A 24,775-nucleotide genomic window follows, 5' to 3' on the forward strand; every position below is an offset into this window, starting at 1 on the left:
CTCGCGCTGCCTGCCCTGACTGTACATCTACGTCCCGCTGGGAGCGGGGCTGCTGACCTATTACGTGCTGTCCGGACGGTTTTGAAATCCGGTGGAATTGTCAGGGAATCGGGAATTGATTAGAAGTTCTTTTCGCCTTTTTCGACTGCCGCTTTCCTTTTCGAATCCGCCGTTGGATCGCTTTTGCACCAACCCGCCTGAACAGCGTTCATCCCCATGTCCCACGTCCAACTCACCGCCAAGCACCGCCCCCAAACCTTCGCCCAGGTCGCCGGGCAGGAGGAAATTCGGGCCATTTTATCCCGGGCCGCTGCCCAGGACCGCGTGGCCGCGGCCTATTTGTTCAGCGGCACCCGGGGCGTGGGCAAGACCACCCTGGCTCGGATTTTCGCCAAGGCGTTGAACTGCGAGACCGCCCCCACGGCCGAGCCTTGCAACAAGTGCCACCACTGCCGCCAGATCACCATCGGCTCCGCGCCGGACGTGGCCGAGATCGACGGGGCTTCCAACCGAGGCATTGAGCAGGCCCGCAGGCTCAAGGAAGACGTGGGCTACGCTCCCTTGGAGTGCCGCTACAAGGTGATCATCATCGACGAAGCGCACATGCTGACCAAGGAGGCCTTCAACGCCCTGCTCAAAACCATGGAGGAGCCTCCGCCCCGGGTGACCTTCATCATGGCCACCACCGAGCCGCACAAGTTTCCGGCCACGATCATCAGCCGCAGCCAACACTATGTTTTCAAGATGCTTTCCCAGGCCGGGCTGCAAACCCACCTGGAGCGCATCCTGGAACTGGAAGGCCGGGAATACGAGCCGGCCGCAACCGCATTGCTGGCCCGACGGGCCGCGGGCAGTGTCCGGGACGGCATGTCCCTTCTGGAACAGGTGCTGACCATCAGCGACCAGGCCTTGCGCCTGGAGGACGTCCGGCAAACCCTGGGACTGGCCGGCGGGGAGCTGTTTCAGCGACTGATCCAGGCCATGCGCGAGCAGGACTGCCTCGCCGTGCACGACGTGCTCGGGGACCTGCTGCGTGACGGGTTGGATCTGGGCTTTTTTCTGCGGGAGCTGGCCGGGTTGTGGCGCAATCTCTTTCTGTTGCGCCAAGCCGGAGACAAGGCCTTGCCTTTACTGGAGCTGCCCGAGGAAGAAGGACGGGCGTGGCTGGGCGTGGCCGCCGACCTTTCTCCCACCTACATCCACGCGGCTTGGCAGATCACCCTGGAAGCCCAACGTAAGGTGCTGACCAGCCTGGAGCCGGCCCAGGCCCTGGAAATGCTGCTCCTGAACCTGACCTATCTGCCCGCGCTGGTGCCCTTGGACGGCGTGTTTTCAAGCGAGCCGCCGCAAACCGGCCCGGTTCGACCCGTAGCCTTTCCCCCTAGCCAGCCCAAAGCCCCATCCGACAAATCATCCGGGCAAGGACTCGGCGTCGGTCCGGAACCGATCCCGGCGGATCGAGGAACGTCCCCCAGGCAGTCCTGGCGGGAGCGCTCCCAACAGTCCCCCAGGAAAATGTCCCAAACCGTTGAGGGACCGACGACAGCCGAAACACGCCCAGGGGCCGTGGAAGGCTCGGAGCAACAACTCGGACTCGACGGCGAATATCCTCCGCCCGCTCCCCTCTCCGCCGCGGCCCGAAACGTCCACGAGCCGCGATCTCAGCTCGATCCGTCCATGGAGACAGCGAATGGGACTCCGCCGCCGTCCTCGCCGAAAACGGCGGATTTGACGTCTTCAGCCAAGACCTTGGAAAATTTTCTCGCGCACTATGACCGACTGTGCAGCGCGGACCAGGCCCGCTATCCAAAACTGCGCCAGATTGAATACGCCATGACGGAGCAGGGGCTGACGCTGCGCTGCCGACACATGATCCAGTACAACTTGCTCAGCGACCCCAATAAGCTTCGTATCCTGGAAGATGTGGCCCGGGAATATTTCGGACGCCCCCTCCAACTGGAGCTTGTGCCGCCGCAAAATGGCGGTCAAAGACAGGGTTCGCCGTCCACCACGGCGTTTGCTCCGGACAAGCATCCACTGGTGGCTGAGTTCGTCGAACAGTTCAAGGCAAAAGTGGTTTCCGTGGAGCCACGACAAACTCATTAACCATTCTTCCGAGCCCGCGTGAAACGTTGTCGGAGCGCGCCGCCTTCGAATCAGCGAAGTGCCTCGGAAGCAACCCCTGAAGGAGCGTTTCATCATGATGAAAGGAATGGGCGACCTGGTCCGCCAGGCGCAGGTGATGCAGAACAAGATTTCCAAACTGCAAGAGGAAGTGGGCCGCAGGACCGTCGAGGCGGCGGCCGGCGGCGGGATGGTCACGGTCACGGCCAACGGGGCTCAGGAAGTCCTGGCCATCAAGATCGACCCGGCCGTGGTCAACCCCGAGGATGTGGACATGTTGCAGGATCTGGTTCTGGCCGCGGTGAACGAGGCCATGAAAAAGGCCGGCGACATGATGAAGGAAGAGATGGCCCAGGTAACCGGCGGGATCAAGATCCCCGGAATGTTCTAGGGGAAGTCCGACGTGCGGGAGTTGCCCCAGACCTTGCGGGATGTGGTGGACCAGTTGGCCGCCTTGCCGGGACTCGGTCCGAAATCAGCGCTCCGTGTGGCCCTGACCCTGCTGAAATGGCCCAAGGAGCGAACAGCCGACCTGGGGCGCAGCATTCTGGAGTTGCGGGACAAGCTCTGCTTGTGCGGCTCCTGTGCCGGCATTTCGGACCAGGACCCCTGCTCGATCTGTTCCGACCCCGGTCGATCCTCCGAGCTGCTCTGCCTGGTGGCCGAGTGGGATTCCATGCTGATCATGGAGCAGTCCGGCGGGTATCGGGGCAAGTACCTCGTCCTGGGGGGGCTCTTGTCGCCCCTGGACGGCGTGAAGCCGGAAAGCCTTGAAATGGGCCGCCTCCGCGAACGATTGTCCGAGAATCAGGTTCAAGAACTCATCCTGGCCCTGGGCACGACCCTGGAATCCGAATCCACGGGTTCCTACGTCAAAAACCTCGTTGAACGAGACTTTCCCGGCGTTCAGGTGACCCGTCTGGCCCAGGGCATCCCTCTGGGCACGGACTTGAAATTCATCGACAAGGAAACCTTACGCCAATCCATTACCTACCGCCAAACGCTGTAGGTTTCGTAACTATTCAGCACAAAGTAATGCTGTTGTCGGGGTCGGAACAAGAGCGGAAACAGAATGTGCTGAGTAGATGCTGGATTTCAAAAACAAAAGGCCCGCTTTTTCGCGGGCCTTTTGTTTTTGAAATCTTTCAGAGCCATGCCGGGGTTTGAGCGTTCTCCCGAGCTGTTTCACTCCACCCGCGACTCCGAATCGGGTTGAACCGCGCCGGCCACGATTTTACCGGTCAAGGCTGCGTACTGGGCTTGGACCTGTTCGGTCATGGCCTTGAACAGTGCCAAGTCCTGTCCCTCCAAGGTTCGTCCAGGAGGCGACTCCACCGAGGCCGGATTCACATGCTGGCCGCGAAGAAGAACTTCGTAATGCAGGTGCGGCCCGGTGGACATGCCCGTGGAGCCGACATAGCCGATCACCTGGCCCTGCTTGACCCGAGTGCCGCGACTGATCCCGCGTCCCAACCGGCTCATGTGCGCGTACAGCGTCGTGTATTCATTGGGATGCCGGAGTTCCACGGTGATCCCGTAGTTCCCCTTGCGTCCGGCATGGGTGACCACGCCGTCCCCGGCGGCCATGATCGGAGTTCCGGTGGGCGCGGCGAAGTCCAGGCCGCGATGCATCCGGCTGTAGCCGAGAATCGGATGTCGGCGCATGCCGTATCCGGAGCTGAGCCGTGCTCCGTCGATGGGAGTCAGCATCAGGGTCTTGCGGACGCTCTGCCCGCGCTCATTGAAATAATCCGTTTCCCCATCCAGGGCCGTAAAACGAAAAATCCTCAAGGCCCGTCCGCCGGTTTCCAGCGTGGCGTAAAGCAGCGGTCCTTCGCGTACCGCTTGGCCGCTTTCGTCCAATTCGCGCTGGAACAAGGCCTCAAAACGATCGCCGGGTTGGATGTCGCGCTGAAAATCGACATCAAACGAAAGGGCTCGGATCATTTGAATCAACACGGGGCTGGGCATGCCCGCCCCCACGGCGGCGTTGTACAGGCTGGAGGTGATCTCCCCCTGGGCCGCGAAGGGAGCGACCTGCAATTCCCACTGCTCTTCCTTGGCCAAAAATTCTTCGTCGCTCTCGCGCAGGACCATCACATTGCGGTCCACGTCCACCTTCATCCGCAGCCCGGCGAAAAAACCATCCTCTTCGTCCTCGGCTCCGGGAACGAAGGTCAGAACCACTTCATGTCCGGGCTTGAGCGAGCGGGGATTGTAGACCTCCTGCAGCGCGGAAACCGCGGCATGGGCCTCGGATCGGGCCAGACCGGCGTCCAGAAGAATACCCATCAGCGTGTCGCCCCGGGCCACCCGGACGATCTTCTCCAGGACGCTGTCGGTTTCTTCGACGACGGGTTCGACCTCCGCGACGACTTCTTCAGACGAGGCAAGGCCTGCCGTGTCGGTGGAAACGAACTTTTCCGACTTGCCAGCCCCTTTCCGCTCCAAGGCGACCAGTTCGATATTTTTCAATCCGTCGAGAGAGGATGAAAGGATGGGGGCCTGCCCATCCGTAATCTGGGAAAAGGCCAGCATGGCCAGCTTGGGCAAGGCCAAAAGCAGGGCGATCGCGAAAAAAATCCGTCTCCATCGAATTCCCTTTGGTGAAGACGGACGCGATCGAGGTATGTAGGTATTGCGTTTCATAAATGCCTCCGGCATGAAAACGTTCGCCCGCGACCATCTGGTCATGGGCACGCGGAAAAGAACGTCATGTCGACTTTCACTCGCGAAGGAACGGCAAAACTTTCAAGGCTTTGCCCCGTATGCGGAAGAAACGACAACCCGCTGAACGCCGAGGTAATATGGAAGTTTGGAAGAACCGCTCCGAGACAACGTACTGCCTAACCGCAATCCCCCCTCCGTGGCAAGTCTTGACATGACATTTCGGGCAATTAAGGAGCCGTGTCGCTGAAGAGGCCAAAAACAGGCGAAATAATGGCCCAAAACATCTTGAAAATCAACCTCACTGGAAGCAAAAATACCCATGGACGTCGTGGAAATTTGGACGGCCTTGATCCGGCCTCTACTCAAGCTAACCATGTTCATCAGCTTAGGCCTGCTTGTCGGCCAGCTGATCGAGGCCCTGAACTGGACCAGGGTGGTGGCCGCCGGCGTCACGCCCTTGCTGCGCCTGGGGCGGCTTTCGGACATTGCCGGAGCCAGTTTCTCCTTGGCATTTTTTTCAGGCATTTCAGCGAACTCTATGCTCGCGGACGCTTACGAACAGGGCCGGATCAGTCGTCGTGAACTGATCATGAGCAACCTGTTCAACAGCCTGCCCACGTACTTTCTTCACCTGCCCAGCGTTTTTTTCATCCTGGTCCCGCTGATCGGCGCCGCGGCAGGGGTCTATCTGGGGTTGACCATCGGGTCGGCCATGTTGCGGACCGTGTTCATTCTGCTGTTTTCCCGATTCTTCCTGCCCCCGCCCACAGAGCGATGCGTTTCCTGCCGACTGGATGAAAAAGGCCCGGTTTCATTCAAGGATGCCATTAAGCGCACGGTCCAGCGATTCAAAAAACGCATCCTTCGGGTTCTGTCCATCACCGTGCCGATTTACGTCTGCTTTTTCCTGCTCAATCGCTGGGGCGCGTTTAGAGCGGTGGAAGAATTTATGGCCCAAAACCTGGGATGGCTGTCCTGGCTTTCACCGCAGGCCGTGAGTGTCGTGATTTTCCAGATGGCCGCCGAGTTTTCCGCCGGGGCCGCCGCCGCCGGAGCGTTGCTCTCAGCGGGAAGTCTGAGCCAGAAAGAGGTCGTGCTCGCCCTCCTGGTGGGCAACATCCTCTCCTCGCCCATGCGGGCCGTGCGGCACCAGTTCCCGTACTACGCCGGAATCTTCAAACCGGCCCTGGCCGCGAAACTGATCTTCTGGAACCAGGGATTGCGGATAATCAGCCTGATCCTCGTGGGCGCGGCCTATTCCGTATTGGTCTGAGCCGTCGTCTTTTGCTTTGCTCAGGTGTCGATCAGGTTCTGCCCTTTCAAAGAGAGCCGCTCGTTCAGGGAGTCGATCCGCTCCTGAAGAGACGCCCGCCGAACCGGACTGGCTTCCTGATACAACTGCTTGAGCAAGTAGTTGCGGCAGTGGAACAGGGTGTGCCGTTCATCCGGCCGGTGGACCATCTTGCCGCAAACCGGACAGGCGCGAATATCGGATTGGCGAAGTGGAGACATCAGTCGTTCGCGATTTTATCGAGTGTTTTGTTATCAGCCGCCACTGGAGCGTTTTTGTCGTCGTTCCATTCCACCTTGGTGAAGAGCCGATACAAGTCCTGGGCCTCGGAATGGTCTTTATTCAACTGTAAACATTTGCGAATACTGAGCAAGGCGTCATCAAACCGCTTCGCGAACATTTGGGCCTTGGCCAGATTGTAATAGATGTTCTCGTCTTTCGGAGATAACTTGAGAGCGTTGATATAGGCATGAACCGCCTCGACGTACATTCTCTTGTGACGCAGTTCAATACCCAGGGTGTTGTAGGCGTTGGGGGCGTGAATGTCGTACTTGGTGATCTTGGCGAAAATACGTTTGACCTCGGCGAACTGATCCAGGCGGGCGTATTCATCAGCGGCTTTTTGCAGATAGATCTGATAATTCTTCATGTCCTCCCGACCACGATACGCTTCGGCAAGACCTTCGTACGCCTTGATAAACAAATTGTTTAATCGGAGAGCATTGTTGAAGGCGACAATAGCCTTGCCGAACTTGCGATCCAGCAGATACTGCATGCCCATGTCGAAATACTTCCGGGCTTCATCGTTCTCGTCGTTGGTGTTTCCGGCGACGATCTCCTCGAATTCCTGGATGGCCGCATCGTAGTCGCCCTTCGCAAGGCTTTCCTGGCCTTGCGACAACAGCTCTTCGCTCACCTGGATAGCGTCTGCCTCCGGCTTGACTTTGGCATGGCGTATGAGCGTCTCCAGCGTATAAGGACGGATGATGAAACCCGTACACCCTGCCGTGATGGCGTCGATGACGAAACCTTCGTCGGAAACATCCGAAATGACGATCATGTTCAGAGGGGTGCCGCGCAGGTATTTCCGAATCTGAAAGATCAACTCGTGCAGAGGACAGCCGGAGACCGAAGAATCGAGGATGATTGTCTGAATGGAGTTGTGCCGGATGAAGTCCAGAACCGCTCCTGCCGAGGTCAGCCGACAGCTCATAACCAGCCCGATCTTACGCAAGTTTTCCCGATCATGCTCATAATTTACGTCACTGGACGTGGCGATGACGTATGCGGGCAGCAGGCTTCCAGGCGCGCCGCCGGACGGAACCGTGGGCATCGAAACCGACGGCTTGGTCGGCTGAGCCGACGATCTGCTCATGGCCGGAGAGGAAGGTGAGGACGGGGTGGACTTTTGCATCGACGGAACCAAGCACGCTCCAGATGTTTAGGCGTTTCGTTCTCCGTAGCCGGGGCGCACTCTGAAATCAAGAGGCACTCGCGTCCCACGCAGGGCCATTTTGTTCTCTGGAAAATATCCATACTTTCAGAGTGGTAGATTGCAGGGTGTTCAAAGGGAACCTCCATGGGTGGGCCAGCAATCATCGAAGTCGAAATCGCCATCGAAATCGGAATGTTGCCAGAAATCGATTTCGATCAAGATTTCGATTTCGATTTCGATACCGATCCAGAGCGCCCGTGGTTCGAAAACAAAATTGCCCTGGCGTCCCTCGACGCCAAACATATTCGAGTGGCCGCGTCGTGGGGCAGCAGATTTCGCTGGACGAGTTGCCGCAGACCCGCTTCATCGTCCACATCGGACCAGGGTCCCAAAAGACGCGGCTCCAGGCCGCTTCGAAGCAGGGCCGCCCGGCACTCGGCAAGAACCCTCGGCGTACTCCAGGGGACGGTGGTGAACAGGCCGGGTCGAAAAGCCCGCCGAGCCCACCCGAGCAGATAAAAACCGCCGTCCCGGGCCGGGCCGAGGACGACCTCACGGCGGTCCAAAATCCGGAACGCCTCGACCAGCAGGCTTCCGGGCAAATCCGGCAGGTCGCTTCCGATGAGCACCACCCGGTCGTGTCCCGCCTCGAAGGCCCGGAAAAAAGCGTCGTCCATTCTCGCGCCGAGGTCAGGTCCGACCTGGGGCTGGAACCAGCGCTCACTTCCCAGCCACGCCGCGAAATCCGCCCGCATGTCCCAGGGGGCAATGCTCAGCAGAACGCGTCCCTCCAAGGCGTCCACGGTACGCAAGACGTCCTGGACAAAGCACCGATACAAGGCAGCGGCGTTCTCCGCTCCCAATGTCGCGACCAAGCGGGTCTTCACCCGCCCGGGTTGCGGATGCTTGATCATCACGACCACGCAGTCCGAAAGGGCGGCTGTTGAAAGGTTCATGAGGGCGGGAAAGGGCGCGCGCCTGAATCGAGGGACTCGGCGGTGGGATAAAATCGCCGCAACCTCGCGGGAGACGCGCCGAAGTGATAGAGGAGCCGAACGCCCCAGTTACGCAGGGTGCAGTTCCAGACACCTTCCTGTTCCCAGCGCCGGGCCGAAGTAAGCGCGGCCTCGCGAAGCAGAACCACGGGCCATCTCTTGCGCCGAACCCGGCGCATCAGTTCCAGATCCTCCATCAAGGGAATGTCCGCGTATCCGCCCAGTTCCTCAAAGGCCGCACGACGCAAAAAAATGGCCTGGTCGCCATATGGAACCCTGGTCAGCCTGGTGCGCAGATTCGCCGCGGCGGCGATCAAGCCCAGGGCCGGACGGGGCGAGTCGATGGCCAGCCTGAAGGCCCCGCCCACGAGCCGGAGATTTCGGAGTGCCTGAAAAATCAGCGTATCAGCGCCGGGCGGCAGACGGGTGTCCGCGTGCAGGAAGAGCAGCACGTCGCCGCGCGCCTGGGCGGCCCCGGCGTTCATCTGCCGCGCCCGCCCTGCATCCGAGCCGATCCGGATCACGTCCCGGCCTTGCAGGGCGACCAGGGTGCGCTGCTCCGAATCGCCGTCCACGACCAGGATTTCCGCCGTTTCCCTCAGGGCGCGGGAGGTTAAATGGTCCACCAGGGACGTGATGCCCCGCTCCTCCCGAAAGGCGGGAATGATCACGGACAGCCGGACGTTCACGAATTATCCCCGAGGTCGCCGTCCTTTGACTTCGGCGGAGAGCGGCGCCGCAATGGCCTTCTTCGCCTTGGGCGACGCCCGACGCGGCTTTCGCGACGAGGAATCCCGTGTGGCCAACTCTTCCAGTTCCTTGAGCCGGTCATCCGCGAAGCGGTACAAGCTGCCCGCGGAGAAGGAACCGTTTTTCAGCCGCCGCCCGGCCGGCAGCCCGGTCAGAATCTCCAAAGCCTCTTCAATGCAGCAGACCGGATAAATATGGAATCGTCCTTCCTCCACGGCCTGGATCACGTCCTGTTTGAGCATCAGGTGAACCACGTTGTCCTCGGGCAGAATCACTCCCTGGCTGCCGGTCAGACCGCGACGGCGGCAGACCTCGAAAAAACCCTCCACCTTGCGCGTCACCCCGCCCACGGCCATGATCGCCCCGGATTGACTGACTGCGCCGGTGAAAGCCAGGGCCAGGTTGTTCGGACGACCGGAAAGGGCCGAGATCAGCGCGGCCAGTTCCGCGCCCGAAGCGGAGTCGCCGTCCACCTGGGCGTAACTTTGCTCGAAACAGAGGCTGGCGGTGAGGACCACGGGCTTGTTCTGGGCAAAGAGCTTGAGCAGGTAACTTTTGAGAATCATCATGCCCTTGGTGTGGATCGGTCCGCCGAGTTCGGCTTCCCGCTCCAGGTCGATGATCCCGCCGTGTCCGACGCCGACGCTGCACGAAATCTGATGCGGCAGCCCCATCTCGTAGTCCCCCAGGAACGAGACGGACAGACCGTTGGCCTGGCCCACGGCGCTGCCGGTGGTGGCAACCTTGATCAACTGCCGGTCGTACTCGGACAAAAATTCCTCTTCGTACAGATTGGCCCGGTAGTTGCGGGCCTCCCAGGCTTCCTCCAGGGTTCGCCTGTCGACCATGGCGGCTTGGCGCATGGTTCCCATGGCCGAGGCCTCGATCATCAGTTCGCGGACGATGGGCAAACGCAGGGACAACTTCTTTTGGTCCTCGGCCAGCCTGGAAGCGAAGTCCACCAGCCAGGCCAGGGCGTCCCGGTCGAACGGCAGCAGTTCGTCCTCCCGGATCATCCGGCCCATGGTCTGAACGTACTTGTGAATGGAATCCGCGTCCCGGGTCACGGTGTCCTGAATCTGCCCCTTGATCTTGAACAGCTTGGGGAACCGGTCGTCGTAGGCCAGGAGCAGGTCGTAGGCCTCGTCCGTGCCCACGAGAATCACCTTCACGTCCAGGGCGATGGGTTCCGGAGTGATGGTCTTGGTACGGATCGTTTCGTGATGATCACCCGGGTCTTCGATGCGAATCTGCATGGAGCGCAGTGCCCGCAAAAGACCTTCCCAGGCCTGGGGATGCTGGAGAACGTCTTCGATGTGCAGGACCAGAAACCCGCCGTTGGCCCGGTGCAAGGCGCCGGGCTTGAGCAGGGAAAAGTCGGTGAACAGGGCCCCCCATTCAGCCTCGCGCTCGATGCAGCCCAGAAGGTTGAAGAACGTAGGATTGTCCTCGACGATGATCGGCGCTCCGCTTAAACGGCTGTTGTCCACGAACAGATTGACCATATACCGATCGAAAAAGCCTTCGTTGGAGGCCATGGCTTCCGGCCCTCCGCCCTGGGGCCCCGGCTCCTTCGGCTTGAACTGATCCAGGTTGTCCAGCAGGTCCCCTCGCAATGCCGTCAAGAAGGCATGGAGGCGTTCGTGCTCGACATGTTGAGCGATGAAAGGCTCCAGGGCTTCGACCAGCACCTGTTCCAGCACGTCTCGCTCCAAATTGCGTTCCGCCTCCCGCAAATCCTGCTCACGGGCGTTGATCTGGCGCAGCAGGCCGAGCATCGCGTCCAAGGTTTGATCGCCTTCGTTGCGCAGCTTCAACCGCACCCCCGATTCCAGCTTCTCCACGTCGCCGCTGTTCAAAACCTTCCCGTCCACGACGGGAAACAGGTTGACGTTGCCCTGCTCGTCGAAGGAGAGGTTGAACCCGTGTCCGTCGGCCTGTTCCTCCATCTGGAGAATCAACTCCTCCTTGGAGTTTTGGAACTGGCGGACCAGTTTTTCCTTTTGCCGTAAATACTGGTCCTGGCTGAAACGGTTCGGCACCTCGTCACGGATGCGATGCACCACGGCGGTCAGCTCGGTCTTGAACGTCTTGGCCGCGCCGGGGGCCAGGGAGACGGCCAGAGGACGATCCGGATCCTCGAAGTTGAAGACGTAGACCCAATCCGGCGGGGTCGGCCGTTGCGCGGCGCGCGGGGTCAGGTAGTTCTGAACGAGATAGGTCCGCCCGAGTTGCGGCTCACCGACAACGAAGATATTGTATTCCTTTTTGGGGATGTTCAGGCCCAACTCCAGGGCGTGCAAGGCCCTGGGCTGCATGGGCGGAGCCGGGTCCTCGCGGGGGATCTGGGTGCTGTCGGCGTAGCCGATGTGCTCGGGGTCGAGCCGCGCGCGCAGACTTTGGGAAGGCAATGCTTTAGGTATGGACATGACGAATTCCGGTTTCCTCCAAACGATTCCAGTGATTTCTATTGTTTTCAGGGAATACCCGCGCTCCCCGGCGAACGGTGGCGGACGGGACGACATTCGGCCGTCCGTCGCCTCGGCCACTGCGCCGTGTCGGGCAAGAAGGATTCCTATTCGCTTCCAGGAAACTTGTCATCCCGCCACGAGGCCCGCCGCCCACGGGGCAGGCCATTGAAAGCCGGCGACACGAAGAGATGCTTTCACGAAGGCGGCCACGTTGTTTTTTTTCGCCGACCTCGTTGACTTGCTCCGGAGCGCTGTGATAGACGCCGTGGGCATGTGAATGTTTGCACGAAGAGACGGGGCGGACGAAAAATTTTTCCTTCCGAAGCGGAATCGTATCGATCCGGCGAAAACGCACGACACTCACACCAAAGAGCCGAACATAAAGATGTTTTTTCGATCCAAGTCCAAGTACAAAGACCTGATGCAGCCGTTCTCCCAGGCCGGTCTTTTGGGCATCCACCTCGTCGCGTCGACGTTCGTGGGTGCGCTCATCGGGTGGTACCTGGACAAATGGTTGGACACCAAACCCACGCTGTTTCTGCTTTTCTTGGTTTTCGGGATCATCGCCGGCTTCAAGAACATGTACATGGAAACCAAGAAAATTCAGAGGGAGTTGGACAAGCAGGATGCGGCCGCTCGACAGAACAAACCACAAGATTGAGGCCTTTTTACGGCGCAATGGTTTCTACCTGGACGACGTACGCATTCTGATTCGCAATCAGCTGTATTTTCTGTTTTTAGGGTGCGCCCTGATGGCCTTCTCCGGGCTGGCCCCATGGGCTCTGGCCTTTGGCGCGGGGTGCGCGCTCAGCACGATGAACTTCTGGATGCTGGCAAAAGGGTTGCAATCCATCGTTCATCGCCCTGACGGCGCCGTCGCCGTCTCGCTGATTCGATTCTACGGACGACTTGCGTTGACCGGCGTGACGCTGTTCGGATTGATCGCCTGGGCGGGCCTGCCCCTGGCGGCCCTGATCGTCGGGCTTTCGACGGTCGTTGTGAATATTCTGTTCTGGGGCGTGTTCCGGTTTCACCGGCAAAAAGTGAAGGAGGCTTGACCAAAATGGCTGGAGACATTCAATACGTTCTAATTTTGAAAGAAGGCCTGGATGCGGTGGGGATAAACTTTCCCAAGGAGTACATTCACATCGTGTACTCGTGGGTCATTATCGCCGTGCTGATTTTTCTGGGCTGGCTTGCCACCAGGAGGCTCACCCTCGTCCCGGGAAAAAGTCAAAACGTCTGGGAGACACTGATCGGCGGCATGGAAGATTTCGTCGTCCAGAACATGGGCGAGGCAGGCCGCAAGGTGTTCCCCGTGCTCTTTACCCTGTTCATCTACATCCTCTTCATGAACCTCACCGGCCTGATCCCCGGCGCGGACGCCCCCACGGCCAACATCAACACCAACGTGGGCATGGCCATCTTCGTCTTCCTTTACTACAACTACTGGGGTTTCAAACTCCACGGCCTGCACTATATCAAGCACTTCACCGGCCCGTTCTGGTGGCTGGCGCCCATGATGCTGCCCATTGAAATTATCAGCCACTTGGCCCGCCCGCTTTCGCTCACCCTGCGACTTTTCGGAAACATCCGCGGCGAGGAAATCGTCATCGCCCTGATGTTTTTCCTGGCACCCGTACTCGGTTCCCTGCCCATCTTCATGCTCTTCGTGTTGATGAAGACCATGCAGGCCTTCATCTTCTTCATGCTCTCCCTGATGTACCTCAAGGGAGCCTTTGAAGAAGCCCACTAAACACCTCTCGGGGGAAATGGTCATTTGACCAACAACTATAACACTCTCTTTTAAGGAGGACGTAGTCCAATGCGCAAACTGTTTTTGATCGCCCTGAACACCGTGGCCCTGATGGGTTTGGCTTCCGTTGCCTTTGCCGCCGATGTGGCTCCCGGCACCATCTCCATGATCGCCATGGCCACCGCCCTGGGTATGGCCATTGCCGCCTTCGGCTGCGGTATCGCTCAAGGTATGGGCCTGAAGGCGGCCTGCGAAGGCACCGCCCGCAACCCCGAAGCCAGCGGCAAGATCACCGTGACCCTGCTCTTGGGTATGGCCTTCATCGAGTCCCTGGCCATTTACGCCCTGGTCGTGAACCTGATTCTGCTGTTCGCCAACCCCTTCATCGGCTAACACGGCACATTTCTTCACTCGAAGAACAAAAAAGACCGCTCTCGACAAGAGGGCGGTCTTTTTTGGCCGCAAACATGTTCCTATTTTCACAACTCGTCACACATACCTGTGAAAAGCAAACACATCCCCAGGGCCACGATCCAGCGCCTGGCCGTGTATCTCCAGGTACTCGAGGCGCTGAACGACGAGGAGATCGAAGTCGTCTCCTCCGAGGCGCTTGCTCGCGCTTGTGACGTCAACCCGTCCCAAATCCGCAAAGATCTTGCCTATTTCGGAGAATTCGGCGTCCGCGGTGTCGGCTATTACGTCGGCAAGCTGATCCAGTCCATCAAAGTTTCCCTCGGCACGGACCGCATTTGGCGTACCGCCCTGATCGGCGTCGGCAACCTCGGGCGTTCCCTGCTTCGCTACAAAGGCTTTCCGAAGCGTGGATTCCAAATAGTAGCCGCCTTTGACTGCGATCCGTTCAAGATAGGGGAAACCATCGCCGGTTTGGAAGTGATGTGTCCGCGACGGATGAAAGAAAACGTCAAGGACATGCGCATTGAGATCGGCATCATCACCACACCTACGGATCGCGCCCAGCGCGCCGCCAACTACCTCGTAGAATCGAACATCCACTGTATTCTGAACTTTTCAGCGGCCCGCATTCATGTGCCGGACTATGTCTTCGTGGAATACGTCGACTTTTTCCACCACCTCTACGCCCTGACCTTCAAGTTGAATACCAGCGCCGTCCAACGATTCGAGGCTTTTTCCAAAAATTGATGCCCCCATCGGAACTCACTCACCCCAAAATTCAGTCTTTGGAAGCGTTTTGTAACCGCGCCAGCGCCCATCCACGCCCCCTCGTCTTCACCAACGGCTGTTTCGACATCCTGCACGCCGGCCATGTCCACCTGCTTCGCCGCGCCCGCGCCCACGGCGACATGTTGGTCGTCGGCTTGAACAGCGACGCGTCCATCACCGGACTGAAGGGTCCTTCGCGACCCGTCACGCCGCTTAAACAGCGCGCCTACGTCCTGGCCGGCCTGGAGTGCGTGGACGCCGTGATCGCTTTCGATGAGGACACTCCGCTGGAGCTGATCAAGGCCATTCAGCCCGACGTGCTCATCAAGGGCGGCGATTGGGCCAAGGATCGCATCGTCGGCGCGGCGGAGGTCGCATCCTGGGGCGGCGAGGTTTTCAGCCTCGATCTGTTGCCGGGCTTTTCCACCACGGCCATCGTGGAACGTATTCTTCGGCTTTCTCCTCCGCTCCGCTGATCAACACGCCTCGTCACCATCCGAGCGCATCCCCGGCGCATGTTGACAGTTTCACGCCTTCCGGCCAAAAAACCCCATCGGCTTTCACGGCCTCACGGCGACTCGCCGCCCCTATAAACTATCGACCCAGCAGGAGACCCACTTCATGGATTATCGCATCAACTTGCCCGAGAAGGACATGCCCCGCCAGTGGTACAACGTGCTGCCCGACCTTTCCCCGCCCCTGGCGCCACCGCTCGACCCCGCTACCCAACAGCCCCTGGGGCCGGAAAAGCTGGCCGCCATTTTTCCCATGTCCGTCATCGAGCAGGAGATGTCTTCGCAACGCTGGATCGACATCCCGGAGCCGGTCTGGGACATCTATCGCCTGTTTCGGCCCACCCCCCTGGTTCGGGCGCACCGCCTGGAAAAGGCCCTGGGAACCAAGGCCAAGATCTACTACAAAAACGAGTCCCTTTCCCCGGCCGGCTCCCACAAGCCGAACACGGCTATTGCCCAGGCCTACTACAACAAGCAGGAAGGCGTGCGGCGTCTGACCACCGAAACCGGGGCCGGGCAGTGGGGCACGGCGCTGTCCTTCGCTTGCAAGATGTTCGGACTGGAATGCACCGTGTACATGGTCCGATGCAGCTACGAGCAGAAGCCGTACCGGGGCGTGTTGATCCGATCCTATGGGGCCGAGGTTTTTCCCTCGCCTTCGAACAAGACCAATGCGGGAAGGGCCGTGCTGGCCGAGAATCCCGATTCCGGCGGCAGCCTGGGTCTGGCCATTTCCGAGGCCGTGGAAGACGCGGCTACCCATGACGACGCCAAGTACTCCCTGGGCAGCGTGCTCAACCACGTATTGCTCCACCAAACCATCGTCGGCCTGGAAACCCAGAAACAACTGGCCCTGGCTGGAGAAAAACCTGATGTCCTGGTTGGTTGCGTAGGCGGAGGCAGTAATTTCGGCGGTCTTGTCCTACCGTTTGTGCCGGAAAAGATGCACGGCAAGGGCCCGCGCTTCGTGGCCGTGGAACCCAAAGCCTGCCCGACCCTGACCAAGGGCGAATTCCGCTACGACTACGGCGACATGGCCAAGATGACCCCGTTGCTGAAAATGCACACCTTGGGCTCGGGCTACTTCCCGCCGCCCATTCATGCCGGAGGCCTGCGCTACCACGGCGATGCGCCCATCGTCTCTCACCTGGTTGACCAGGGTATGGTGGAGCCTCGCGCCTATTATCAAAACGACGTCTTCGATGCGGCAAAGCTGTTCCTGCAAACCGAAGGCTTCCTGCCCGCGCCCGAAACCTCCCACGCCATCAAGGCAGCCATGGACGTGGCCAAGGAAAGCGACCCTGATACCGTCATCGTCTTTCTCTATTCCGGACACGGCCTGCTTGATCTCGGAGCCTACGACGCCTTCAACCAGGGCAAGCTCAAGGACGACGAGTTCGCCGAATGCGACCTCCAGAAAGCCTTGGCTACGTGTCCGAAGATCAACGTATGACCTTTTACCGTCGCAGGCCGCCTGCGGATCGAGATCGAAATTTCTTTCCGTGAGCGAACCAGATAGCGGCAAACTGCCATCAGGCGGTTTGCCGCTGCCTTTATGAGTCGAACGCTGGAAACGTCTTTCAGATTACCGAATTGAGAATAATTTCTTTTGCCTGTCCCTACCCACGGTTGCCTTCCCTACTAGAAATTTTCCGCAACTGATTGTTGAAAAAGTCCTTTGTCGGCTGTCCGATAAGGGGAGAAAGGTGGATTCGCTGAAAGAGAATTCTTTCGGCGAAAAAGAGGGAATCGCATTTCGGGTTTCTGACCGATGACGAATTGGCCGACATGGAACACGCCGTCCGCAAGGATATGCGGGGAACTGAGTTTAACTGAGTTTTAAAAGTCCTTATCCACAGTCCGTTCAAAAAACATCATTGCAGAACATGTCAATGAAAACGAGACACCGTTGGTCATAAAATTACTGTAGCGTTTGTTGCAGGCTTGGCGGAAGAGCTTGTGGCAGAAGAGTTCGTGAAGTAAGCAAGATTGGGTCATGTACTCTGAAAGAGCCTGTATCGGCTTATAATGATGTTTTTGAGGGCAAAATGAGGCTTCTAAGCTCTGAAAACATACTGATTTGGGACATTTATCCTGATATTTGAGCATGATGGCTAGGTCCGACCCTAAAGCCTCTAGGGACAGGCGATGTGAATCCGCGCGGCAAGTTGTACGTACGTAACGTCAAAAAACAATTCTATTCTATCGGAACCGGAGCACTGAGTCATGAACCTGATTAACATTAAATTCTTGACGATTGCAGTCTTGGTAAGCCTATTCCTTGCCGCATGCGGAGGTGGCGGAGATAGTTCTCCGGTTCATGTTCGAACCGATTACTCACAGGACACGCATTGGTTGTCGATTCCTGTTGTATCCCATAACGTGGATGTTTTTTATCTTTATCCGACGGCTTGGCAAAAGATTCATGACAGCGATCCGAACATTTGTGACATCGACAATCCATCCATGCTGGCCGGTTCCGCCTCCGTCTATGCGCGACAGGCGACCGCCTTTGAAACCTTTGCCAATGTTTATGCGCCTTACTATCGGCAAGCGGATGCGGCCTATGCTTTAACGCTGCCCTTGCCTGAGCATGACGCCCTGATAGCTGGCATACCGACAAGGGATGCCGTTGCGGCCTTCGACTACTACATCAGGCACTTCAATGCCGGACGGCCGTTTATTTTAGCCGGTCATTCGCAGGGGGCTAACGTCTTGATTAATCTTTTGACCGGATATCTGAAAGATCATCCGAAGGTTTACCAGAGAATGGTTGCCGCCTACGTAATCGGCTATCCCGTAACGGCTCAAAATATGGCGGACCATCCGCATTTGAAATTCGCTGAAGGCCCGGACGACACGGGGGTTATCATTTCTTACAACACTCAGGCGCCTGATGTTGTGCCGGGCGTCAATCCGGTCTTATCCGGACTGATCGGCCTTGTGATTAACCCCATCAGCTGGACGAGAACCGAGACGCTCGCCACCAGGGACGAGGGGCTGGGATCGATCATGCCAAATCCTTCGACCCTGATATTTGAACCGGTGCCACAATACGCCGACGCCCGTGTCGATATTGCAAATGGTGTGCTGATCTGTACGACGGCCGATGAAGACGTTCTGTATGAATTAACGCGGCATGGATTCCCCAGGGGTGTATACCATAGCTTTGATTACCCATTTTACTACTTTAATATTCGCACCAACGCTCAAAACAGAGTGAACAAATACTTAGGCAATTAGAGAAAGCATTTTATGAAACCTAGTATATTAACAGGTTGCCGGGTGTACAGATGACTTGCAGCGACGCAGCAATTGGGGATTTTTCAATAGACTGATAAAACTACCTTGCAAATTCACCACGTGATGGATAGATTGCAAGCATGATTCCGCGACGCATCCTTCCTTTCATCCAGTCGGCTCTGAAACGTCAAGCCGCGGTGGCCCTGATCGGGCCGCGTCAGGTGGGGAAAACCACCCTGGCCTTGGCCATCGGCAATGACCTTCCATCACTGTATCTTGACCTCGAAGATCCCGGAGATCGTCAGAAGTTGGCGGAGCCGGTTCTTTTTCTGAGCAGGTATGAGGACCGTCTGGTCATCCTTGACGAGATCCACCGTGTGCCGGAACTGTTTCAGTCCTTGCGAGGCATTATCGACCAGGGACGAAACCGTGGCCGGCGAGTCGGCCGGTTTCTGCTTCTCGGCTCCGCTTCCATTGAGCTGCTCAGGCAGTCGGGTGAAAGCCTTGCCGGTCGGATCGCATACGTGGATATGGGGCCGTTCGACGTGCTGGAGGTTGCGGATGTTCCGTCGAAACAGTTCGACCTCTGGATTCGTGGCGGTTTCCCGGACAGTTTTCTCGCTGAAGACGACCCGACAAGCCTGGCCCTGCGCAAGGATTTCATCCGGACCTACCTGGAGCGGGATGTTCCGATGTTCGGTCCGCGCCTGCCCGCGGAAACGATGCAACGATTATGGACCATGCTTGCGCATGGGCAAGGCACGCTCCTGAACGCCTCCCGCATTGCGGCGAGCCTTGGGGTAAGCGCCCAAACCGTAACGCGGTATATCGACCTGCTCGTGGACCTGCTGCTGGTGCGCAGGCTGTCGCCCTTCCATGCCAATCTGGGCAAGCGACTCGTCAAATCACCGAAAATCTATGTGCGCGACAGCGGCCTGCTGCACGCACTACTGGACATCTCAGACCATAATGAACTTGCCGGGCATCCCGTGGCCGGCGCGAGCTGGGAGGGATTTGTGATCGAGAATCTCCTGGCCGCGGCCCCGGTTCGGACCAGGGCGAACTTCTTTCGTACGGCAGCGGGCGCCGAAATCGACCTGCTGCTGAGATTTCCCGGAGGCGAACTCTGGGCCGTCGAAATCAAGAACAGCCTGTCCCCCAGGCTTGAAAAAGGATTCCATCTCGCCCTCGCGGACGTGAACCCTTCCCGGGCATTCGTCGTCTATCCGGGGGAAGAACGGTATCCGATCAGTGAAACCACGGAAGTCGTCAGCCTCCATGAAATGTGCATGGTCCTGGCGGGAAGGTAAGTTGGAATGAACGGTTGCGGGCCGCATCGCATCGGCCTGGCTGATCCGGCGGTTCATTGACCCCGCGGCCGGTTTCCGCTTTGACGCCAAGCCGGGCAGGGATGACGCGCTGCGGGCGGTTTAAACAGCTTCGGCTCTCCCTCGCAACCGCATCAAAGTGAGAAAACCAATGAGACGTAAAGATCGCGCAACAACCATTGAGGAGGCAAGAATCCTCCTGGAAACGGCGCAATACGGCGTACTCTCCATGGCATCCCTGGACGGTTCGCCCCACGGCATCCCTTTGAATTTCGCCTTTGATGGCGATTGCATCTTCTTCCATTGCGCTTTGGAGGGAAAGAAGATCGATTTGCTCTCCGTGAACGGGAAGGTCTCGTTTTGCGTGGTCGGCAAGACAGAGGTGCTGCCTGAGAAGTTCGGTACAAAATACGAAAGCGTAGTTGCCGCGGGGATCGTGGAAGAGCTTTTCGACGAGGAAAAAAGGGCAGGACTGGTCTTGCTCGTCAGGAAATATTCGCCCGACTACTTCACGCAGGGACTTGAATACATTGACGGATTCTTCGACAAGACCAAGGTTTTCAGGGTCCGCCTGGAGTCGATCACGGGCAAGGCCCGCAGATGACGGGCACCCGGCGCAGGTGGAGCCGGGATGCGGAAAGTGACCAATAATCGATGCCGATCATGATTTCGATACCGATCCGGAGCGCCCGTGGTTCGAGCACAAATTTGCCCTGATCAATGATCCAGATACGATTGCCTCCATTCCAAAAGTAGTTTAGTGCTTTCAACAGTTAGCACTATATGGGGCTTCCGAAGCCAGTACCGGAATTTGACGATGGCTTCCCGATATGCGTGATGACGATCAGGAGGGACACTTGGCCTTCAAGGCCTTCGTCAAAAATGATCACGGATGCGTCCATCATTTCCTCCGAGGTTGGCTTTATGCCCCGCACTTGTGATGATTATACGGCTGCCGCATAAAGCTGACTTCAGGAGAAGGCATAAAGCTGACTTCGGAGTCATGAAGGATTTGACAGACTTTTCTCAATAAGCTGAAATAACGTGGCAAATGCGGAAAATTTTTTCAAAAATTGCTTGCCGAATCAGCTGGTGTTAAGGTCGGGAATTTGGAGGGGCGGATTTTTGCGAGTTCCGTATAATAACACTGTTAGCCTGAAGTAAAAATTCAGATTTAAGTGAGATCAATATGGAAGAGCAGTACTTAGAAATATTCCTGGAGCCAATTCGGAAGTGCATGGATTACAAGCCTAAACTAGGGAATGCCTCAGGGAATGGTGTAGACCTGCAGGGTTTCCAGGAGCTTTATGGAGCAGATCCTTTTTACGCATGGATAGGGCTTAACAGTGACTTAATGTACGCGGCGCACAAGGCGGCCGGTGGGATGACATCTATTTATCGTCAAATAGGGATTGGCTGCGAGCGGCTGTTCCGAAAGATTATTATAGATATGACAGCATATTCTGACCCTAGGCTAGCTGAGTGGTCTTATACAGCTCAAACTAGAGCGGGAGGAAATAAAAAACTGAGCCTAGATGGCAGACTTGAACTTTCGGAAATTGCAAGTGATGAGTTAAAGGGTAGAGTCGATAACTGGCTCAGGCAATACTGCGACGAACTTGGTGTTGAACATCCAAAATACGGCGTGGTTTTCGAGGTTCGACAAGGGTATAAGAGTAAAGATAGCAAACGCCAAAATGGCGATATTGATAACGCAGCCGTGGCTTGGTCAAAAGGATACTTTCCAGTTTTCGCTATTTTCTCGTCACAAATTGATAGAGATATCGTTCTTAGGTATAGGAATAGCAGCTGTGGCATCTTGGTGGGCCAAGTTAACGATAATCCAAATATTTCCTTGTTCGCATTTTTTGATCAGATCCTTGGGTTTGATTTGGCTGGGTTCTTTGAAAGGAATTCAGATTACTTGAAAGGCGAAATAGAAAACGTGTTAGAACATCTACTGAGTGCAGAGTAATGACAGAAGTGGCTCAAAGGTCAGATTATACATTTAAGTTCAACAAGAATATCGGCCGTCATGGCTGGCTTAGACTAACGCCAGCATATTCGGTTAAGTTGGTGGAGGAGCTTGTTGAAGAAACTCCGCGCAACGCAATGATATTAGATCCATTTTCCGGAACAGGGACTACAGGTGTCTGTGCCGCTGAATCAGGAATGCATTCTCACCTTTTCGACATAAATCCGTTTCTTATTTGGTTTGGTAATGCCAAGTGTGCAAAGTTCAATAAATCTGATTTAGATAAGACCAGGGGCCGGGTTTATAAGTTACTTTCAAGCCTTCAGCTCCAAGCAAATGAAGAAAACTGGGTTCCGCCAATTCATAACATTGAGCGGTGGTGGTGTGGTCATACACTTCCAATACTGTCGGGGCTTAGGGCTCTTATTGTAAAGGAGTTTGGAGAGCCCGGTGAATGCAAATATGCAAATCTAGTGTGGATTTCTTTCTGTCGGCTAATCATAGAGACGTCTTCAGCAGCATTTAATCATGTCTCTATGTCATTTAAATGTGGTGTGACTAGGTTTGAGGTAAAGCAGATTGAAAAGATTTTCTGTGATGTATTGGAGCTTATTTTAGAGAGCGCCAAGTACGAGTTCCCGGGTACAGTTTCAGTTTTTTATGCTGACTCTCGCGAAATGCCAAGTATCGACGACTGCACATATGACCATGTCATAACATCGCCGCCTTATCCTAATAGAATGAGCTATATAAGGGAGCTTCGTCCATATATGTATTGGACAAAGTTCCTTAATGAGGCGAAAGAGGCTGGGCAGCTCGACTGGAAGGCAATTGGTGGCACTTGGGGTACCGCAACCAGCAAGCTAAAAGAATGGTGTGCAGACAACGTTATCTTGCCAGAAGAGTTGTATATAACGTGCGAAAAGATCAGCCGGTGTGAGAATAAAAATGCAGACTTAATGGGAAGGTATGTGCATAAATACTTTCATGATATGCATCTACACTTTGCGGCGCTTAGGCAAAGGTTAAGCGTGGATGCGAAAGTAGATTACATAGTTGGAAACTCCACCTTCTACGGCGTACATGTTAATTCGGAGTCTTTGTTTGAAGAGTCACTTCGTATGCTTGGTTATCAAGAAATTCATTCAAGAGTGGTAAGAAAACGCAACAGCAAAAAAGAGCTATTCGAGTTTTGCGTCACTGCCAGATGGTATGGCTAACAAAGCGCTGCACTCGGACAAAGTTTCCGCTGCGCTTCAACTTTGCCGGTGAGCGCGGCGTAGCCAAAATATGGGAGTCCCATGAGCCCTAATAAATATATCGTTGTCAGCTCACATGAGAGTGAGTTCCCTAAGCCCATCACCTTTAAAAAAGGTGATCCTCTTCTTGTAGGTGAAGAATACGAAGGGTCTGAGGGTTGGGATAACTGGTTCCTCTGCACTACACCTGGGCAAGAGCCCGGCTGGGTTCCTGGTCAGATTATCGAGCGTATCGAGAACTCACACGCTAGAGCACTTGATGACTACACGGCAAAAGAGCTAAATGTTCTGGAAGGAGAGCTACTCATTGGTTCAAGGGTTTTGAATGGCTGGCTATGGTGTGAAAAATCGGCCAGTACAGAATCAGGGTGGGTGCCATTAGAGAACCTTAAAGAGGTTGCGGAGTGAATTCGTGGCTAACAAGGCCATCAAATTTGCTCCCTGCTGTCGCCGGACGCTCGTTCCTCGCGCCGTTTATGGCGGCGTTAGCATGCACTATGTCGGTAGTTCAGTACGCATGAATAGATTTCATATTACACCATCAACGTCAGGTAAATATTATGTATAGCTTAAGAACTAATATAGGTACCGGAGATATAGTGTTAATTAGGGGGCCAGCTAAACACAGCAAGATAATATCTAAAGTCACCAAAGGCCATTTTTCACATGCCTATCTAGCTCTAGGTGAGTCACAGATGATAGAGGCAATAGGTAGCGGTGTTCAATATACTAGCTGCTTGAGGTTTGCTGTAGAAGATAAATCAAATATAGCAGTTTTAAGGCCATTGTTCAAAGACGACTCTCAAGCTCATGAAGTGCGTTCAAATATAAGGGATATTGCGAAGGGACACCAAAGCAGAGGCTATGATTTTATTGGTGCGATCCTAGCAGTATTGGAAAGAAAGAAGACAAAAAAATCAGAGAAATATTTTTGCTCTCAACTCGTCGCTAGTATTTTTCGGGAGGCTGGCTTTCCCTTGTTTGAGAAGGAAGACCACCTTGTCACACCAAATGACTTTTTAAGATGCTCGCTCCTTTTTGATATCACAAATGATTCAGTAGGCCAAGTGCCAGATTATCTCGCCAAGCGGAAGATTAAGAACGGAATACGAATACCACTTCTCGACAAAGGAGGGGAAACAACATCTGAAAACGCTTTATTACTTAGAAAGCTTCTTAAGAAATCAAAGAATATCTTTTTACAGCATGGTCTAAAACCGCCAAACAAAATGTATGATCTTGTTGATGCTATAACCGATCCGGCGAATTTAAGCTTTGCGGCAGAGCTCGATAGCAAGATCACAAAATTATACGACGAACTAAACATTAATAGTCATCTAGCATCACAGTGTACAGGTGCGCTAGGCGATATGGAAGAGTTATGGAAAGAACTGAACGAATATGGCCAGCCATTCGCAATAGACGAGATGAAGTGGATTATCGACAGATTAAATTTATTGAAGCTCCGATTAACTGATTTAAGGGAATACGAGCATATGTATGCGTTAGTTTACGAGACAAACAAACTTAGTTATGCTTGTAGGCAACGGGATTACTATAGGATCATTATAAAAAATGTAATAGAGGTAGCGGCTGACTTAAATAATAGAATTGACTTAATAAAAAAGTATCTGGATGAATGCTAACAAGGGCATGCACACGGACACCGAACCACGCGGGGCACATATGGTGACTTCCAGTGTGGCTCCTTGGCCGCGTGGTTCGGTGCCGGTGATGCCCGGCGTTCCCGCGACGCTTCCGCGTCGCGGGAACGGGCCGGG

General features: G+C 55.9%; 25 protein-coding genes. 19 read left to right on the forward strand and 6 right to left on the reverse strand.

From position 1 onward, the window contains the following. Positions 1-216: 216 nt before the first annotated feature. The 3 genes from dnaX (at position 217) to recR (ending at position 3,133) form a co-directional block, all read left to right on the forward strand. Positions 217-2,106: a DNA polymerase III subunit gamma/tau gene (gene dnaX, locus DESLA_RS0111855; protein WP_028572614.1), complete on the forward strand. Its 1,890-nt coding sequence runs from the start codon at positions 217-219 to the stop codon at positions 2,104-2,106. A gap of 97 nt (positions 2,107-2,203) precedes the next feature. Continuing rightward, on the forward strand, positions 2,204-2,515 hold the full coding sequence (locus DESLA_RS0111860) for a YbaB/EbfC family nucleoid-associated protein (protein ID WP_028572615.1): 312 nt from the start codon (positions 2,204-2,206) through the stop codon (positions 2,513-2,515). A 12-nt stretch (positions 2,516-2,527) separates the two neighbouring features. Further along, entirely contained in the window at positions 2,528-3,133 is a 606-nt protein-coding gene (gene recR, locus DESLA_RS0111865; protein WP_028572616.1) for a recombination mediator RecR, read from the forward strand. 176 nt (positions 3,134-3,309) lie between these two features. Here the strand turns inward: recR and DESLA_RS20210 are convergent, their stop codons facing one another. Next, the gene (locus tag DESLA_RS20210) at positions 3,310-4,773 is read right to left on the reverse strand and encodes a M23 family metallopeptidase (RefSeq protein ID WP_169732625.1); all 1,464 of its coding nucleotides are present in this window, start codon (positions 4,771-4,773) and stop codon (positions 3,310-3,312) included. A 340-nt stretch (positions 4,774-5,113) separates the two neighbouring features. Between DESLA_RS20210 and DESLA_RS0111875 the strand changes: the two genes are divergently transcribed. Continuing rightward, on the forward strand, positions 5,114-6,067 hold the full coding sequence (locus DESLA_RS0111875) for a membrane protein (RefSeq protein ID WP_028572617.1): 954 nt from the start codon (positions 5,114-5,116) through the stop codon (positions 6,065-6,067). A gap of 20 nt (positions 6,068-6,087) precedes the next feature. Here the strand turns inward: DESLA_RS0111875 and DESLA_RS0111880 are convergent, their stop codons facing one another. The 5 genes from DESLA_RS0111880 to DESLA_RS20230 all read right to left on the reverse strand — a co-directional run bounded on the left by DESLA_RS0111880 (position 6,088) and on the right by DESLA_RS20230 (position 11,694). Further along, the gene (locus tag DESLA_RS0111880; protein WP_028572618.1) at positions 6,088-6,306 is read right to left on the reverse strand and encodes a hypothetical protein; all 219 of its coding nucleotides are present in this window, start codon (positions 6,304-6,306) and stop codon (positions 6,088-6,090) included. Continuing rightward, positions 6,306-7,499, reverse strand: a complete 1,194-nt coding sequence (locus DESLA_RS20215) for a response regulator (protein ID WP_051434630.1) — start codon at positions 7,497-7,499, stop codon at positions 6,306-6,308. The genes DESLA_RS0111880 and DESLA_RS20215 overlap by 1 nt, the downstream gene beginning before the upstream one ends. 236 nt (positions 7,500-7,735) lie before the next feature. Continuing rightward, entirely contained in the window at positions 7,736-8,476 is a 741-nt protein-coding gene (locus DESLA_RS20220) for a TIGR04282 family arsenosugar biosynthesis glycosyltransferase (protein ID WP_051434631.1), read from the reverse strand. Then, positions 8,473-9,204 (reverse strand): TIGR04283 family arsenosugar biosynthesis glycosyltransferase, encoded by a 732-nt coding sequence (locus DESLA_RS20225; protein ID WP_051434632.1) that lies wholly within the window; start codon positions 9,202-9,204, stop codon positions 8,473-8,475. The genes DESLA_RS20220 and DESLA_RS20225 overlap by 4 nt, the downstream gene beginning before the upstream one ends. Before the next feature lie 3 nt (positions 9,205-9,207). Next, a complete protein-coding gene (locus DESLA_RS20230) occupies positions 9,208-11,694 on the reverse strand; it encodes a Lon protease family protein (RefSeq protein WP_084032041.1) in 2,487 nt (828 codons plus the stop codon). Between the two features lie 427 nt (positions 11,695-12,121). Between DESLA_RS20230 and DESLA_RS0111905 the strand changes: the two genes are divergently transcribed. From DESLA_RS0111905 to DESLA_RS0111975, 15 genes are all read left to right on the forward strand, one after another. Then, the gene (locus DESLA_RS0111905; protein ID WP_028572619.1) at positions 12,122-12,397 is read left to right on the forward strand and encodes an AtpZ/AtpI family protein; all 276 of its coding nucleotides are present in this window, start codon (positions 12,122-12,124) and stop codon (positions 12,395-12,397) included. Beyond that, positions 12,363-12,794, forward strand: coding sequence for an ATP synthase subunit I (locus DESLA_RS0111910; protein ID WP_035261769.1), 432 nt, complete (start codon positions 12,363-12,365; stop codon positions 12,792-12,794). Before DESLA_RS0111905 ends, DESLA_RS0111910 begins: the two co-directional genes overlap by 35 nt. Positions 12,795-12,799: 5 nt before the next feature. Next, positions 12,800-13,492 carry a F0F1 ATP synthase subunit A gene (atpB, locus tag DESLA_RS0111915; RefSeq protein WP_028572621.1) on the forward strand — a complete coding sequence of 231 codons (693 nt, stop codon included), beginning with the start codon at positions 12,800-12,802 and terminating at the stop codon, positions 13,490-13,492. Positions 13,493-13,561: 69 nt separating this feature from the next. Then, the gene (gene atpE, locus DESLA_RS0111920; protein WP_028572622.1) at positions 13,562-13,885 is read left to right on the forward strand and encodes an ATP synthase F0 subunit C; all 324 of its coding nucleotides are present in this window, start codon (positions 13,562-13,564) and stop codon (positions 13,883-13,885) included. Between the two features lie 108 nt (positions 13,886-13,993). Then, a complete protein-coding gene (locus DESLA_RS20235; RefSeq protein WP_051434633.1) occupies positions 13,994-14,653 on the forward strand; it encodes a redox-sensing transcriptional repressor Rex in 660 nt (219 codons plus the stop codon). Beyond that, positions 14,653-15,150, forward strand: coding sequence for a D-glycero-beta-D-manno-heptose 1-phosphate adenylyltransferase (gene rfaE2 / locus DESLA_RS0111930; protein WP_035261772.1), 498 nt, complete (start codon positions 14,653-14,655; stop codon positions 15,148-15,150). Before DESLA_RS20235 ends, rfaE2 begins: the two co-directional genes overlap by 1 nt. Positions 15,151-15,295: 145 nt before the next feature. Next, positions 15,296-16,642: a TrpB-like pyridoxal phosphate-dependent enzyme gene (locus DESLA_RS0111935; protein ID WP_028572624.1), complete on the forward strand. Its 1,347-nt coding sequence runs from the start codon at positions 15,296-15,298 to the stop codon at positions 16,640-16,642. 773 nt (positions 16,643-17,415) lie between these two features. Then, the gene (locus DESLA_RS0111940) at positions 17,416-18,432 is read left to right on the forward strand and encodes a DUF3089 domain-containing protein (protein WP_028572625.1); all 1,017 of its coding nucleotides are present in this window, start codon (positions 17,416-17,418) and stop codon (positions 18,430-18,432) included. Positions 18,433-18,572: 140 nt separating this feature from the next. Next, entirely contained in the window at positions 18,573-19,742 is a 1,170-nt protein-coding gene (locus DESLA_RS0111945) for an ATP-binding protein (protein WP_028572626.1), read from the forward strand. 25 nt (positions 19,743-19,767) lie between these two features. Next, complete coding sequence (locus DESLA_RS23695; RefSeq protein WP_084032221.1) at positions 19,768-19,866, forward strand: chromate resistance protein ChrB domain-containing protein; 99 nt, start codon at positions 19,768-19,770, stop codon at positions 19,864-19,866. A 45-nt stretch (positions 19,867-19,911) separates the two neighbouring features. Continuing rightward, the gene (locus DESLA_RS0111950; RefSeq protein ID WP_035261774.1) at positions 19,912-20,364 is read left to right on the forward strand and encodes a pyridoxamine 5'-phosphate oxidase family protein; all 453 of its coding nucleotides are present in this window, start codon (positions 19,912-19,914) and stop codon (positions 20,362-20,364) included. Between the two features lie 633 nt (positions 20,365-20,997). Continuing rightward, complete coding sequence (locus DESLA_RS0111960; RefSeq protein ID WP_211239052.1) at positions 20,998-21,735, forward strand: hypothetical protein; 738 nt, start codon at positions 20,998-21,000, stop codon at positions 21,733-21,735. Continuing rightward, on the forward strand, positions 21,735-22,955 hold the full coding sequence (locus tag DESLA_RS0111965; protein ID WP_028572629.1) for a class I SAM-dependent methyltransferase: 1,221 nt from the start codon (positions 21,735-21,737) through the stop codon (positions 22,953-22,955). The genes DESLA_RS0111960 and DESLA_RS0111965 overlap by 1 nt, the downstream gene beginning before the upstream one ends. Positions 22,956-23,036: 81 nt before the next feature. After that, positions 23,037-23,402: an SH3 domain-containing protein gene (locus DESLA_RS0111970; protein ID WP_028572630.1), complete on the forward strand. Its 366-nt coding sequence runs from the start codon at positions 23,037-23,039 to the stop codon at positions 23,400-23,402. A gap of 152 nt (positions 23,403-23,554) precedes the next feature. Beyond that, entirely contained in the window at positions 23,555-24,640 is a 1,086-nt protein-coding gene (locus DESLA_RS0111975) for a YiiX/YebB-like N1pC/P60 family cysteine hydrolase (RefSeq protein ID WP_084032042.1), read from the forward strand. Positions 24,641-24,775 lie beyond the last annotated feature (135 nt).

It is taken from the genome of Desulfonatronum lacustre DSM 10312, assembly GCF_000519265.1.
In the GTDB taxonomy this organism is placed as follows: domain Bacteria; phylum Desulfobacterota; class Desulfovibrionia; order Desulfovibrionales; family Desulfonatronaceae; genus Desulfonatronum; species Desulfonatronum lacustre.